Genomic DNA, 15,668 nt, shown 5'->3' with positions numbered 1-15,668 from the left:
AGATGTTTCTTCGGGAAGTGAGATGGGGACTGCGAAGTCAGAATTTAGCGACATCGTCATTATCGACGAAACGGAGCCTTGTCCGTACCTTGACGGAGAGACTGCGCGAATGCCGTTGTGCATGCCGTTGGTGAAGATATCGCCGCACCAAACAGACCTGCGACTCAAGCACGGTTATCGTCGCACGGGCGAGTTTCTGTACCAAACCAATTGCCCGAATTGCAGCGCCTGCGAGTCGATCAGGATTGACGTCGAAGCCTTCACTTTCAGTCGCAACGCGCGCCGAGTCCTCAGTCGTGGCAATGGCAAGTTCACACAAACGATTGGCGAACTGCAGGCGGACACTGAACGAGTAAGCCTGTTCAACAAGCATCGACGAGCCCGCGGCCTGGCAAAACGTGACACGGACATTGATTCTGAAGAGTACATCTGGGGGTTCGTCAGAAGTTGCCTGGATTCGTTCGAGATCGCATACCACGACAATGGAAAACTGGTCGCGGTAGCGATTTGTGACGCGGGTAAAAACAGCCTGTCAGCGGTCTATACTTACTACGATCCGGACTACGCCAAAGACAGCCTTGGCACGTATTCTGTGCTGAAGCAGATTCAACTGTGTGCGGCCAGACGCATGGAGCATCTGTATCTTGGATACTATGTCGAGGGCTCGCCACACATGGTCTACAAGAGCCGCTTTCGACCCCACGAAAGATTGATCGAAGGCGAGTGGGTACGCTTTGAGTAGATGAAGCCGCGGCCTTCCGCTGTCAAAGCCGATCTGAGTTCGCACTGTGGCCGATTGGGAGCGGCAAACGTCCAACGCCCCAACCTTGGGCAGTTCCAGGCCTCAATCGACTTCCAGTGGCAGGATTTCAATGTTTCGAAACCAAACTCGCTGGGCTTCTGCTTGAAGCGCGATATGGCCGCTCGCAAGTTTCAAGTTTGCTCCGTTGGCCACCAATGGTTTTCCTTCGTCGCTGTCAGGATCCAGCTGAGGTTGTGTGTAGCGAAGAACTTCTTCGCCTCGAACGCGATAGATGATCAAGTCGTGGCCATGAACTTCCATCTCGACCGAAACCCACTCGTCCGGCGGCAACGTCGGCCCACTGGATTCCACAATGTGCTGCTTGGTAAATTTTCCGTCATAGACCAAATGCGTGCCCGGTGTGCAAACGTTACCCGTCTGCCGTTTCCCGGTTCCCAAATCCGCCAGAAATTGCATTTCAACGCTGGCCGGAAACCCCTGATGCAGTTTCAAACTAAGCGGTGACTGGCAGTGCAGCATGACACCGCTGTTGAGGTCCACATATCCGGGAGCATCCGGCAACATGCGACCGACGAAGCGGTATTCGAGTCGCAGTTTGTAGTGTGAGTAGCTTTGGTTCGAATACAAATGCCCGTATCGCTTGTCGAAGCCCTTGTAGTCATCGTATTCACATTTCAAAACGCCTTCTTCGACCCGAAACGTATCGGCATAGTTTTCGCCCAGCGGATGACCGGAGATCTTGGGGGTCCAGCCCTTTAGATCTTTCCCGTTGAACAAGGGCACCCATTTCTCGCTTGCTTCTGGCTGCTCCGATTCAATCGATGAGGTCTGCTCATTCGCAATGCTTTTTGCCGAAGTTGACTCCTGCGCAAAAGTCAATGTTCCGAACAGGCAAGCTGCGAAAAAGCAAGCGTATGCGATCGATTTCCATCTTGGGGAGCCAGTTTTCGCAATCATCGCGTCCTCAATTCCAGTTCAGAGTGTCTGCAAAAGCATGAAGTCTCGCACCTCAACACAGCTTTCTCAAGTCGTGTAAAAAATTGGCGATTTGCTCATCTTATTTTCAAACATCGGAACCTCTACCGCACCCTGCGGTTTAAGTCATTGATATATCGCAATGTTTCGATATATTAAAGCGAATGTCTGCGAGTCAGTTTCGCAGGATCAATCAAAGTTGACGGCCAGCAACAACAAGCCGCTCGCCGATTCAAGTTTATAGAAGGATGAAAAAATGACTAAGACACGATCAATCGAGAATCTCCAAACAGCGCTGAAGATGGAATTGGGCGCGGTTCACCAGTATCAGTTGCATGCCGGCGTTTTGGACGATTGGGGCATGGAATTGTTGGCCTCCAAGATGCGAGAAGAGATGCGTGAGGAGATCGGGCATTCTGACGACTATCTCTCGAGAATTCTGTTTCTCAAAGGCAGCCCGCGTCTGGTTCTCGAGCAACCACCGGTTCAGGCAACGACGCTCAACGAGTTGTTCGAGTCTGACCTGAAAGAGGAAAAGGCAGCGATCGAGTTTTACTCCAAAGCCGCCCGCGAGGCCGCCGATGATGGCGACCTCGGTACCCGAGTGCTGTTCGAGAGAATCGCGCTCGACGAAGAAGAGCACATGGGATGGTTGGAACTTCAACTCGATTTGATCGAGCGAATGGGAGAGCCAGCCTACATTTCCAAGCACGTTCCTGGGCCAACGGCCTGATTGAAACAGCTGGTTCCAAACAATTTGAAGCCAACTCGGAAGGCGTGAGCAGACGAACACGCCATCCGATTTTTCCAAGCTCTACTCTACTCAACCGGGAAACCACGCTTCCGCAGCAAGGCTTTCGTGTCCACATCGCGACCGCGGAACCGTCGAAATCCTTCGGCGGGATCAATCGTATCGCCAACCGAAAACACGTTCTCATAGAGGCTTTTTGAGACTTTCGGATCGTAATACGAACCCGCTTCCTCGAAGACTTCTGCAGCATCCGCTGTTAACGCGTCGGACCACAGATAGCTGTAGTAGCCAGCCGAATAGCCGTCGTCGGCAAAGATGTGATTGAACTGTGGCGTGCGATGTCGCATGCAAATTTCACTTGGCATGCCGATTTTCTCAAGTTCTTCTTTCTCGAACTTGTCCGGGTCGATCGTCACGTTGCCCGCAAGGTGCAATTTCATGTCGATCAACGCGCTGGCCAGATATTCGACCGTGCTGAAGCCCTGATTGAACGTCGCGGCTTTCTCAATTTTGGCCACCAACTCAGCCGGCATCGGCTCTCCGGTTTCGTAATGAACCGCGTACTTGCCAAGAATCTCAGGCGTCATCAACCAATGTTCGTTGATCTGCGAAGGAAACTCAACGTAGTCACGAGCCACCGATGTGCCGGCCTGTGACTTGTACTCGCATTGGCTGCAAAGTCCGTGCAAGGCGTGGCCGAATTCGTGGAACATCGTGACCGCGTCATCCCATGAAATCAGAACCGGCTCGCCTTCTTTGCCTTTGACAAAGTTTGAATTATTGGAAACGATCGGCGTGACGAATTCGCCCATGTTCTGCTGAATTCTGTACGCCGTCATCCAGGCTCCACTGCGTTTCCCTTCGCGGGCAAACGGATCGAAGTACCACAGACCGACGTGCTTGCCGTCGCGGAGTACTTCGAAGACGCTAACGTCCGGATGGAAAGTTGGAACATTTTCGACTGGCTTGAAGTCGAAACCATAAACTTCGCCGGCCGCCCACATCATGCCTTCGCGAAGTTTGTCCATCTGCATGTAAGGCTTGACTTCGTTCAAATCCAGATCGTATTTCTCTTTGCGAACTTTCTCTGCGTAGTAGCGATAGTCCCAGGGAGCGATCGTGATGTCGGCGCCTTCGCGATCGGCCACCGCCTGCATGTCAGCCACCTCTTCCTTGACACGAGCGACGGCCTTGGGCCACACCGCGAGCATCAATTCCATCGTTTTTTCGGGCGTTTTAGCCATCTGCGGTTCCAGACGCCAGTGAGCATGCGTTTCGTAGCCTAGCAGTAACGCACGTTGTGCTCGCAGCTTCAAAATGGCCTGGATGATTGCGTTGTTGTCACGGTCGTCGCCGTTGTCGCCACGACTGTAGTAGGTCGTCCAGACTTTCTCGCGAAGCGATCGGTCATCGGCATAAGTCAATACAGGCTCCATCGAAGAGCGCGTGTTGTTGATCACGTAGCCTTCCATGTCACGAGCTTTCGCGTTCGCCGCCATGCCATCGACAACGCTTTCCGGAAGGCCACCGATTTGGGATTCTTCGACTTTCGTGAACAGCTTGCCTTCATCGCCAAGCACGTTCTGGCTGAAGCGAGTGAACAGACTGGCCAGTTCGGTATTGATTTTCGAGAGCTTGGCTTTGTCTTCAATGCCCAATTTCGCTCCGCGTCGGACAAAGGTTTTGTACTTGTCGTCCACGAGCCGTTTCTGCGCGACATTGAGCGTTTTCATTTCGTCGCTGTTGAAGATGGTTTCAATTCGCTTGAACAGCCCTTCGTGTTGCGTAACCCAGTCGCCATACTGCGACATCATTGGAGCAATCCTGGCTTCCATGTCAGGAATGGCGCCCAGATTCAGATTCGAAGTATAGACGCCGAAAATGCTCTCCAGACGGTCGAGTGCGCTGCCAGCCTTTTCCAGTTTGACCATCGTGTTCTCGAAAGTCGGTTCTTCGGATTGTGCCGCGATTGCGTCGATGTCGGCTTTGGCCATTTCGATAGCTTTTTCGAAAGCTGGAACGAAGTCGTTCGAATCGATCGATCGCCACGGCGGGACTCCACCGTAGGGTCCAGTCCATTCGGTTAACAGCGGATTATTGGACAAGTCCTTGTCTCCTTCTTGCGCGGCGAGAGAAAGTTGGGCGAACGAAACCGCGACCAGCGCGGCGACCAACGAAACGAACGATTGTGTTTTAGAGAGCATGCGATTCCCTGATTCAGGCAGGATGTTTCGCGCAATTGTAGTTTGGCGAGCACGTTACAATCAAGGACCAGCATCGCGAGGCGGTAGCTTGTCGAGCAATCGTCCTATTTCAAAAGCTCAGCCTTTTCCGATTCCAGTTCTTTCAGCGTCGTGTTGCTGGTTTCGATTTTCGCGTCGAATTCCCCGATGCTTTTTTCGATTTCAACGAACTGAGCGATAATGGGTTCGGCATCTTTCGATCCGGGCACAAAGACTTCCAGATTTTCACGAACTCGTTTTTGTTCCGCTTCAGCACTTCGTCGCTTTTGAGCCAGCGTAAACATGCTCTCTCGTTCAGTGTCAATTTTCCGATTGATCTCGGCAACTTTACGCATCAACGCAAGGTCTTTTTCCGGCAGGACGATCCCCACGTTGTCCCAGCGAGCCGTATTGATGTTTCTGTACTCCGTCCATTTTTCAGCATCCTGATCTTCGTAGCTGAACGTCACGGAGAATTCTGTAGTCTTTCCAGCCGCTGTTTCAATTTTGAACAGCAGCCGATCATCCGTTTGGCTATAGGGGGCCGGTTCGATTGACTTTTCCAGTTTACGTTCGCGTTCCGTTTTGACAATCACGGTGCGATCGTCGACATCCAGATTGACGATTCGAAACGTGAGCTCGCGACTTTTTCGAAAGCCCTCCGTCAGGTAGTGACCCGAGACAAACGCCTTCACCAACTTGTTTGTCGTTGCTCCTTTAATCTGTCGGACTTTGATTGGACGGTCGATTCCAAAATCGACGTAGGCCTTCTGCTTGACGTCGACGCGAGGCAGCTTGCCATCACCGGCAAAGTTTCCCCGACGCATGATCGAAACCGGCCCGGACAACAAAGAGAAATCCGTATCGTTTTCCAGCTCAATGGATTGGACAGGAGTAACATCGCGCAAACTATCGTTGAGGTCGGCAACGCTCAGGAGCGTTCCAGGCAGCTGCATTTCGAAGGCGGGAAGTGCGGCGCTTTTCCCGGAACCCAACGAAACGGGATCCGAAATCCGATAAACGAACATTTGAGAGACCTTTTCGGTTTGTGCTGAATTTTGAAATCCTGATTTCGCATCAACACCGTCGTCTTCGCTCTCGCCAGAAATCGCACGGCCAAATCCACCAGCCGCGGGACCGCGAAATCCGAATCCGCCACCGAATCCACCGCCACCGAATCCACCGCCTCCGCCTATTCCGCCACCGCCCATTCCGCCACCAAATCCACCGCCTCCGCCAAAGCCACCACCGAAACCTCCGCCCGAGAGATCTGCGGCCAGGTCAAATTGCGAAGCTGGATCGAAGTCGAACCATTGGGTCACGACCGACAGGCCGTCCATGAACTCGTATACGCTTGTGCCAATATCCTGACGCTGAGCCATCGCGGGAGCAAAGATGTCCGTGTGAAACGTTTGCGGTTTTCCTGAACGTAACTCGAGCGCAACGTCGCTCCAATCGACTCCGCTCACATTGTCAACGTGAGCCCAACCTTGCAGCCACGCTTTGTCGTCCTCCCACAGCAATCGATACGTCATCCGCCAAATCGGCATGTCGACGACGTAAGCAAATTTAACGTTTCGCTTTTTGTCTCCGGCAAACAACAGCTGCAGTTCTTTTTGATCCGACTCTCGCGATTTGACAATGCCACGGAGCGCCAAAGCGAGCTTTGCGTTGAGTTCAGGTTCTGCGAAACGAATCGAATCAAACTTGCTCAGCTCCCACGAGCTCAAACCTTTCTCGCCGACCAGTACGACCATCTCGCGAGTCACTTCTCCATGCGTTCGGTTTTCGACGCCAAATATACTGCCGGAAATATCCTTTCCATCAACGCTCAACACTACGGTTTCGCCGCGCATGCTTTGGAGCAATTGCGCGACGGTCATCGGTTGCCCAATCTGGCTTGCGGCAACGTCTTCCGGATCCGGTGTCGGTTGATATTCGATGGCGCGAACATGGCCTTCGCCGTCGTCTGAAATGGCAAGGCTTTTTAGTACATCGCTGACGTCGTGTGAGCTAAACTTGAGGGTGACGCGACTGTCGCCGTCGAGCTCTCCTTCGTGTTGCAGTTGTCCGACTCCCGAGTTGTACAAAACAATCCGCTTCACCGGAGGAAGTTCAACGTCTTCAAACCCCGAATCGCGATCGTCTTGAGCACAAATTGGCCCCGTCGAATTGAATGCGGCGAGGGTGATCAGCGCGAAAAAGATCAGAACGATCTGGGATCGATTGGGCATTTGAGTCTCCAGTTGGCACGGCGGTTGCGACGTTGAATTAAAATGTAGTTGCGAATTTGATGCCAGAAACATTTAATTTGACGCCACCCAAATTTTACCAAGGCAGTTTCCATGCGAACGCCCGAAATTCGAGCCCGATACAACCGCAACATGCCCGGTAGAATCATCGGCATGTGTTTAATTGTGATCTTGGCTTTGGCACATCTGTACGATCCTGCCACAGTTCTGGCTCAATCGGCCATCATCCAGTCTGGTGGACATCAAAGCCGATCCGCGTCAATCGGCAACGCGATTCCAAATTCACTAACGTCGGATCAGCTAAGAACAGAAGCCATGCTCAGTCGATCCATCTCCGCGTTTGGACTAGGGCAGGCTCGTTCGATCCCGGCATCAGAAGTATTCAAACGGTTGGGCGTGACGGTCTACATCGACCTCAATCTGGAAGGTATCTTTGACGAAGAAGATGAACTCAATTTGAGGTCTGGCGTGTCGATGGCAGTCTCGCTGCACATGGCTTTGCGTCTACATGACGCTACCGCGATGGTTGAACCGGACGGGTCGATTTTGGTGTTGAGCATCGACGATGAAAACGAGCCCGACTATTTGCGGACGGTGACGTACGACATTACGCGAATCGCCAACAACCTGCAGCAAGCGCGTACGCAGCTGAACGTTTTGCAAAACACGATTGATAGTGATTCGTGGGAACAGAATGGAGGTGGCAATGGCTCGATTGCGATCCAGCAAGTCAATGGCCGCATGTTGGCTTCGGTAAGCCAGAGCTACCGTGTCCACCGACGTGTTCGTGCTCATTTCGATTCAATTGCTTTCCTTGGCGGGACTTCCTCGTTGGTGTCTCCAGTTCAACGCCAACAATTTGGACAAAGCGGAAACTCATCAGCCAGCAGCGTCGTGCAAGTTCATTCATCCCTAACCGCCACATCGAATCGATTTCAAATACGATCAACGCCATACGCAAAATCGGGCCGCGAAGGCTTCTCCGGCGGCGTATTCTAGGCCAAACCTCGCAGCACTCCATCGAACGGATAACAATCTCATGAACCGAACGAAGTTTTTCTCGACCATCGCCCTGCTCTGCTGTTGCTTCCTCGCAAGCCCCGCAATCGCGCAGGACATTTCCGGGCAATGGTCTGGCGGATGGCACAGCGGTGCCAATAACCACCGAGGAAACATCAAGGCGACGTTTTGCCAAATCGATTCCAGCACGATGCAAGCAAAATTTCGGGGAACGTTCGCGAAAGTCATCCCGTTTCGGTACACGACTCGATTGAACATTGTCTCCCAGCAACCCGGTTTGACCGTGATGGCGGGCAGTCGCCGTTTGCCCCTTGGAGGCGAATTCAAATACCAGATTTCAATGACCGACCAATGTTTCAACGGAACGTTCTCTTCGCGCAGAAATCACGGCCAGTTTGTGATGCAGCGACAGTAGACTCGTTGAAAAACCGAGCCGATGCCAGGCACTGTTTGGTAGATGTGAGCGGCAAGGCGCTAGCCGCCGTTGCGTTGCGCTTTTTAACGGCGGCTAGCGCCTTGCCGCTCATGTTTGGCCACGTTGATGACATGAAAATCAATTTGTCAAACAGTGCCTAAGGCTGGAGGCTTTCGGCGTTGACCGGAACGATGACTTGTTCGACCGGAGTCGCATCGACGATCACTTCGGAACCAGGCACAACCGATTCTTCAGCGACCATCAAATCTGTCGCCATCGCATCGTAAACTTCCCATCCACCGCCGAGAGCGCGGTAGGTTTCGATCAAAGCCAAGGCAATCGATGCACGAGTGGCCACGACTTGATCCTGAGCCGTCACCAGGCTGGTTTGCACCACGAAAACGCGACCGAAATCGGTTTTCCCTTCCTTGAACGAAGCAATCGCCAGCTCAACCGATTCCTTGTTGGCTTGCTGGGTCGCCAGATCATATTCGTACTGCTCGTTGCGTTTAACGAACTCGACAATCCCGTCTTCGACTTCGCGTTGGGCTGAGAGAACCGTATTCTCAAAATCCATTTGAATCTGTTTGAAACGCGCCTCTTCGACACAGATCGCTTCCCGCAACCTGCCGTAGTTTAAAATGTTCCAGCCAAACGCCGGAGCAATTGAACCAGCAAATCCGCCAGACTGTACAAGGTCGCTGAGCTTTGCCGAATCCCATCCGAGCGAACCGCTGAACGAAAACGTTGGGTACAGATCCGCTTCGGCAATTCCGATCTGTTCAAACTGAGCTTTCATCGAACGTTCGGCTGATCGAATGTCCGGACGTCGACGCATCAAATCGGCCGGGATGCCGACGACCGCGAACGAAGGGATTTCGGGAATCTTTTTCGGCTGGTCCGACAGCACGGGAACTTCACTCGGTGGCATCCCCAAAAGAACAGCGATGGCGTTAAGCGATTGTCGGCGAGCCAGTTCCAGTTGCGGGATCAGCGAACGCGTCGACGCAAGATTGGATTCGGCCTGGACGACATCCAGCTTCGAAGTCCGGCCTTCCTTGAAACGTGCCCTGGCGATTTTCAAACTGCCTTCCTGTAGCGTTGCGTTTTTCTTCGCCAGTTCGATACGCTCGTCAAACGCCCGGATGTTGATGTACAGGCTGGCCGTTTCCGCGGTCAACGAAACGATTGCAAAGTTCCGATCCTGCACCACGGATTCCAGGTTCGCATCGGCGGCTTCGACTGAGCGGCGGATTCGTCCCCACAGGTCAATTTCCCAACCGACGTCGAAACCTAAAGACCAGTTGTCGAGTGAGACTGGTGAAAAACCGGGCACGAACGATTCGGTGATTGTGCTGGACTGGGTGTGCGAATAGGAACCCGTCAGTTGCTGGCTCTGGGGGAAAAGATTGGCCGCAGCGATGTTGCGTTGATGTCGGGCTTCCTTGATTCGATAGCAGGCTGCCTTGAGCGTAAGGTTTTCTTGCCGCAGCGAATCGATCAACACGTTAAGGTCAGGATCGTTAAATACTTGCCACCATTGCGGATCGATCACATTCGAGCCATCGATGCGTTCTGTGTTCGCCATCGAGTACTCGGCGGCGACTTGGGCTTGCGGCTGGGAATAGTTAGGGCCAACCCGCAGGCCGTTGTTCCACCAATGGTTGACGCTTTGGCAACCCGAGAAGCTCAGCGACAGCAGAACGAACGCGAATGTCACGACGCGAATTTCAGACAACTTTTTAAGTGAGTTGGTCATGGGGTTGTTTCGCGTCGAAAAACATGGAGCGATCGTGATGGCATGTCATCTGGCAGGCAAAATATCAGCCCCGCAAACGCCAGTAGCGTCGGGATCGTAAGCCGGAAGTTTTCGCGTAAGGAATGAAAGCCTGAATCGATCCAACCTGTCCAACCACCTCCGTAGCAACGCTTCGTGACAAAAGCTCACTTTCATCACAATCGGAACGATCGGCTTTTGCCTTAAAACCGCACCGAACCCGGGATACAATTGGCACCTCCGAAAACGACACCCCAACCCGCAAACATTCCCCAGTCGCCAACTCTCAACGATCTCGCTCGTAAACCGTTAGGCGTAGCCGCATGAATTTAATAGCCACACAACAATCCCGAACGCCACCCCGAGCTTTCTTTGCTCCATCGAGGATGCGAATGCATTTGCCTGCCGTCGCCCGTCCGGTTGTACTTTTGGCGATTGCGATGACAGTCCTTTCCGGTTGCAAGCAACAGGCCGAAACGAAGCCGGAAAAGAAACCGCGTCCGGTGGAGGTCACGCCGCTAACGGTGACTCAGCCGGTGAATGAATCAATGGTGACGGCGACCGTGGCGTCCTGGAAAACGGAGGAGATTGGCTTTGAGGTGTCCGGCCGCGTCGAATCGGTGGTCGAGCCGAACACGAACATTGAAGGCCGTGTTTCGGACAGCAACGGCAACCAGTTGATCAAGGGCACACCCATCGCGCGGCTCAACAGCGAACGCTTCGAATTGCAAGTGCAGTCACAGGAAGCTCAGGTTTCCCGGGCGGAACAGGCAATCGAAGCCTCGAAGATTCAAATCGAAAAAACGTTTCCGGCTCAGCTACGAGCCGCGGAAGCCGAAAAGAAACGTGCTGAAACCGAGTACGAGCGCAGCAAACGACTGGTGGCTCAAAACGCGGGTGCTCAATCGGATGTCGATCGGGACGAGGCTGCCTTCAACACCGCCATCTCGCAGATCGAACAGATTCATGCTTCGGCCAAAGCCCAGCAGGCTGAACTCCAATCGTTGGAGGCGCAGTTGCTGCAAGCCAGAGATTCGCTTCGCGACGCCCAGCGAAATCTGGAAGACTGCACGCTTTATTCGTCTTTCCGTGGTCAGATCGCAAACGTTTCTGTTGTACCAGGCAGCGTCGTCACCGCTGGTGCGCCTGTGGCGACGATTCAAATGATGGATCCGATCAAGGTCGAAGTCGAAGTCTCGGCAGAAGATTCGCGACGCATGCGAAATCGACAACGCATTCCGGTTCTGGTAACTCGCGATGACGGACCTGACGAAGAAAGAAGCGGCTATCTGTATTTGGTCGACCCGGTCGCCGATCCGCAAACGCGAACTTTCACGCTTACGCTGTTGGTTATCAATGAGCGCACGACCGACGAAGCGAAAGCAATGGGCATTCCGTCGATGGATCAGACCTGGCGGGTCAATTTCGAGTTCCTGCCCGGTGCCGGCGACGGAACTTATTTCGTTCACGAGGAAGCCATCGGAAAGGACGACCAAGGCAGCTTTCTGTGGAAGCTGACCAACATGAGCATCGATGGCGAACTTCCGGAAGACCGCGTTTTGACAGTGAAGAAGTCGCGAGTCAGGCTGGGGCAGGCCAAAGTCCCATTCCTCGGCAACTGGATTTTTCAGCAAATCGAAATACTGGATGAAGGCTTCGATCCGGATAGTGATCTGATCGCTGGCGAACTTAAATTTCCTGGCGGCGACATCGACGAATGGGACGGCGATAAAATCCTGTTTCAAAACGAAGGCCAATGGATGCTCCGGCCTGGCGATTTGGTCAAACTGAATCTTGCTGATAAAGGCACGACTTCTGGATACTTCGTACCGATGGACGCGATTGGCTACGAGTTTGAGAAAACGTTCCTGTTTTTGCTCAACGAAGAAAACAGCACCGTGCAGCGGGTCGAAGTCAAAGTCCTCGAATCGCCGTCGGGTACTTCGTCGGTTGTCGCGATTGAGCCGATGGATTCCTCCGTCGATCTCAAGGGCCGTAAATACGTCAACCGCGGAGCCCATTATCTGGTCGACGGTGAAAAAGTCAGGGCGGTCGAGAGCGGAGCCGCGCAGTGAATATTGGCAAACTCTCGATGCAATATCGCACCGTGGTGATCACGGTGATCGCGCTGCTGACGGTTTGGGGCAGCATCACGTTCATGACGATGCCGCGCCGCGAAGATCCGCAGTTCACTATTCGGACTTGCGTCGTTGCGACGGCCTGGCCTGGTGCGCCAGCAATCAAAGTCGAAGAACTCATCACGGACAAAATTGAAACAGCACTCGACGGGCTCGAAGAAGTCGAAAAGCTCGAGTCGACGACGATCAATGGCCTGTCGACCGTTTACGTGAACTTGACGGACGACGTTCCGGTCGATGCGATCCAGAATGTCTGGGACAAGGTCCGCGCGAAAGTCGACCTTGTCACGATGCCGACGGATAAGGTTCGCCCTGTGGTCAACGATGATTTCGGATCGACTGCGGTCATGTTGCTGGCGATTTATCAAACACCCCTGCCGGGACAAGCGGAAGTTGACGAACGAGTCCGCTATTCGCCGCGCGAACTGGAAATCTTTGCCGAACGAGTTCAGGATTCGGCGAGATTGCTTCCCGGTGTCGCCGAAGTCGAACTGTATGGCGTGCGAGACGAAGCCATCTACATCGAAACCGATCTAGGGAATTGGGCTCAGATTGAACTGACAACTGATCAGCTTCGAAATCTCGTTGAGCAGCGAAACATTGTTTCGCCAGGCGGCTCAATCGACACCGCGGCAGGAAGGTTCAACGTCAAACCTGGCGGTGAGTTCGATGCTGTGAACGAAATTGAATCAATCGCCGTGGGAGCCGTTCAAACCGGCAGAACTGCTTCGCCGGTACGACTGCGTGACATCGGATTGAGCGTCCATCGGGACTACGAAGATCCGGCGTCGGTCATCTGTCGATACTCGGATACGACCGGAACGTATCCGGCCGTCACGCTGGCGATCACGATGAAAGCCGGCGGCAACATTATCGAAGTCTGTAACGCGTGTGTGGAGAAATACGAGCGGCTGGTCAACGTCGAACAACTGCTGCCGGCCGACCTTGCGATCACACCGGTGTCCTTGCAAGCCGACAACGTGAACGCCAAAGTCAACGACGTGATCAACAATGTGATCTCGGCGATCGTCATCGTGGTGATCGTCGTTTTTCTGTTCGTCGGAGCGAGGACTTCGATCGTGATGGCCGCCAACATTCCCATCGTGGTGCTGGCCGCGATCGCCATCATTCGCTGGTTCGGCGTCGAGATCGAACAGATTTCACTGGCTTCGATCATTATCGCTTTGGGTTTGCTGGTCGACAACGCAGTTCAGGTTTGCGACCAAACGCGAACCAACGTGATGGATGGAATGACGCCAGCCGAAGGCGCGATGGAAGCCGCAAACACGCTGATGTTCCCCATGCTGGCCGGAACTTTGACGACCGTCGCGGCTTTCTTTCCCATGTTGCTGGCGCTCAAAGGCGGCGGTGCCGAGTACGTGTACAGCTTGCCGGTGACGCTGTCGACAACGCTGCTCGTTAGCTGGCTTTTTGCGATGACGATTTGCGTCATCCTGGCCGCGGCGTTCATTCGGGCTCCCAAAGACCCCAACGTTCCAACGGCGCCGTTGCCGTGGTTGGGCTACGAGATGGCGAAAGTCGGACAGAGAATTGCGCGGATGTTTCATCGCAAGAATTCCGATTCCGATGCGATTGAAGCTGACGGTTCGAATTCGGTCACTGACACCAACGACAACGATTCGCCGGGAGAGAACATTTTCTTGCGGCTGTACGGCGTGGCCGCACATCTGGCGGTGAAGTTCAAATGGCCTGTCGTGCTGGGAACGATTGGCTTGTTGTTCGCGACGGTGCAGCTTCCTGTTAGCACCGAGTTTTTTCCGCAAGACCGACGCGACCAGTTCTACATTAACATTTCCTTGCCCGAAACTTCGACGATCGAACAAACCAATCAGGTCGTGAAGCAGGTTGAGTCCACGATCCGCACGTTGAGCCAATCAACGAATGCCGACGGCGAACCGATCGAGCGTTTGCGTGCGATGCGCTCGATGGTCGGCGGCGGTGGTTCGCGATGGGCGCTCGGGCTTAACCCTCAATCTCCGGCATCCAACGTGGCAGAGATTTTGATCCGCACGACCGATGGCGAAGTCACCGCTGGATTCATTGCCGATATTCGCCGCGTAGCCGATGAAGGCGATCAGGATTTGGGACTCAAGCCGATCACCGGAGCGCGCGTCGTGCCCAAGTCGCTTTCGCTTGGTCCGCCGGCCGAACCTGTGGTGATTCGTGTCTCGGGAGACGGTTTTGCGAACATGCAGGACCTTCGCCGCGTCACCAACGAAGTCAAACAGTTGGTTCGCGAACAGGAGGGAACCTGGGACGTCCATGATTCGTGGGGCGTTTACGGTTTCCAGCTGACTTTGGACATCGACGACGAGAAAGCCAACCTGGCTGGCGTCTCCAACGCGGACGTCGCCGATACGCTCAACGCCTACTACAGCGGGCTGCGGCTTTCGACGTTCCGCGAAGGCGACCACTCGGTCCCGGTTTACTTTCGGCTTGCCGCCGACCAGCGAAATGATCTTTCGGGAATCGATCGGGCTTACGTCGAAGGCCAAAACGGCAAACTGCCCCTGAACTCAATTGCCACCACCCGGCCCGTGCGAACTCCGGTCAAAATCGAACGCCGCGATATGAATCGGACGATCGAAGTGAAAGCGGAAGTCGAAGATGGGATCTCGGGTAACGATGTCGTCAACGCGATTATGAATTCGGAGGCGATGGCAAAGATCAGAGCCAACTTACCGACGGGGTTTACGATTGAAGTCGGCGGTTCGCTCGAGGAAAGCCAGGATGCTTCGGTGCAGATGGGAACTTCGTTTCTGATTTCCTTCCTGGTAATCGTTCTAATTCTGGTCGTCATGTACAACGGCTGGTCGAAGACACTTGTGATTCTCGCGACGCTGCCGATGGCCGTCATCGGTGCGTGGTATGGCCTGTACCTGACCAGCAATCCGCTGGGCTTCATGCCGCAGCTTGGGTTGTTGTCGCTGTTCGGCATCGTATTGAACACAGGAATCATTTTCATCGAGTTCGCGGACATCCTGATCAAGCAGAAAGTAAGCGAAGGCGATGGCAGCGGTCCGATCTCCGGCATCACACGAGCTGAATTCCGGCAGTGTCTCGTCGAAGCTGGCAAGCAGCGGATGCTGCCGATTTTCCTGACAACGGCCACAACCGTTGGCGGCCTGTTTCCGCTCGCGCTTTCCGGAGGCCCACTGTGGGAAGGTCTGGCGTGGCTGATGATCTTCGGGCTGCTGGTCGCAACGTTGCTGACGCTGTTTGTCGTGCCCGCACTTTACGCGATCGTTGTGGAAACTTTTCGGATCAATCCGATCGGCAAATCAGACGCGTAGCGGATTTTTGATGCGTTGAACCACCAAGCCGATTCCGCTCG

At 53.9% G+C, this 15,668-nt stretch carries 10 protein-coding genes; 6 read left to right on the top strand and 4 right to left on the bottom strand.

Annotation, left to right across the window (positions count from 1 at the left end; genetic code table 11):
* The first annotated feature begins 22 nt into the window (after positions 1–22).
* Positions 23–742, top strand: coding sequence for an arginyltransferase (locus MFFC18_RS11970; RefSeq protein WP_075085031.1), 720 nt, complete (start codon positions 23–25; stop codon positions 740–742).
* Positions 743–844: 102 nt separating this feature from the next.
* Here the strand turns inward: MFFC18_RS11970 and MFFC18_RS11965 are convergent, their stop codons facing one another.
* Positions 845–1,720, bottom strand: coding sequence for a 3-keto-disaccharide hydrolase (locus MFFC18_RS11965; RefSeq protein ID WP_084417191.1), 876 nt, complete (start codon positions 1,718–1,720; stop codon positions 845–847).
* A gap of 274 nt (positions 1,721–1,994) precedes the next feature.
* Here MFFC18_RS11965 and MFFC18_RS11960 point away from each other — a divergent pair, with 274 nt between their 5' ends.
* Complete coding sequence (locus MFFC18_RS11960; RefSeq protein WP_075085032.1) at positions 1,995–2,471, top strand: bacterioferritin; 477 nt, start codon at positions 1,995–1,997, stop codon at positions 2,469–2,471.
* Between the two features lie 86 nt (positions 2,472–2,557).
* On the opposite strand, the gene MFFC18_RS11955 is transcribed toward MFFC18_RS11960, so the two are convergent.
* Both MFFC18_RS11955 and MFFC18_RS11950 read right to left on the bottom strand, forming a co-directional pair.
* Entirely contained in the window at positions 2,558–4,693 is a 2,136-nt protein-coding gene (locus tag MFFC18_RS11955) for a M3 family metallopeptidase (protein ID WP_075085033.1), read from the bottom strand.
* Between the two features lie 104 nt (positions 4,694–4,797).
* Positions 4,798–6,945: a hypothetical protein gene (locus MFFC18_RS11950; protein ID WP_075085034.1), complete on the bottom strand. Its 2,148-nt coding sequence runs from the start codon at positions 6,943–6,945 to the stop codon at positions 4,798–4,800.
* 111 nt (positions 6,946–7,056) lie between these two features.
* Here MFFC18_RS11950 and MFFC18_RS11945 point away from each other — a divergent pair, with 111 nt between their 5' ends.
* Both MFFC18_RS11945 and MFFC18_RS11940 read left to right on the top strand, forming a co-directional pair.
* On the top strand, positions 7,057–7,962 hold the full coding sequence (locus tag MFFC18_RS11945; RefSeq protein ID WP_075085035.1) for a hypothetical protein: 906 nt from the start codon (positions 7,057–7,059) through the stop codon (positions 7,960–7,962).
* A 40-nt stretch (positions 7,963–8,002) separates the two neighbouring features.
* A complete protein-coding gene (locus tag MFFC18_RS11940; protein WP_075085036.1) occupies positions 8,003–8,398 on the top strand; it encodes a hypothetical protein in 396 nt (131 codons plus the stop codon).
* A gap of 157 nt (positions 8,399–8,555) precedes the next feature.
* Here MFFC18_RS11940 and MFFC18_RS11935 read toward each other — a convergent pair whose 3' ends face one another.
* Positions 8,556–10,157, bottom strand: coding sequence for an efflux transporter outer membrane subunit (locus tag MFFC18_RS11935; protein ID WP_075084604.1), 1,602 nt, complete (start codon positions 10,155–10,157; stop codon positions 8,556–8,558).
* 410 nt (positions 10,158–10,567) lie between these two features.
* On the opposite strand from MFFC18_RS11935, the gene MFFC18_RS11930 reads away from it, so the two are divergent.
* Both MFFC18_RS11930 and MFFC18_RS11925 read left to right on the top strand, forming a co-directional pair.
* The gene (locus tag MFFC18_RS11930; protein WP_157665152.1) at positions 10,568–12,250 is read left to right on the top strand and encodes an efflux RND transporter periplasmic adaptor subunit; all 1,683 of its coding nucleotides are present in this window, start codon (positions 10,568–10,570) and stop codon (positions 12,248–12,250) included.
* The gene (locus MFFC18_RS11925) at positions 12,247–15,627 is read left to right on the top strand and encodes an efflux RND transporter permease subunit (protein ID WP_075084602.1); all 3,381 of its coding nucleotides are present in this window, start codon (positions 12,247–12,249) and stop codon (positions 15,625–15,627) included. Before MFFC18_RS11930 ends, MFFC18_RS11925 begins: the two co-directional genes overlap by 4 nt.
* Positions 15,628–15,668 lie beyond the last annotated feature (41 nt).

The sequence above is a fragment of the Mariniblastus fucicola genome (assembly GCF_008087665.1).
Lineage (GTDB): Bacteria > Planctomycetota > Planctomycetia > Pirellulales > Pirellulaceae > Mariniblastus > Mariniblastus fucicola.
This window is presented reverse-complemented; position numbering and strand designations above follow the sequence as displayed.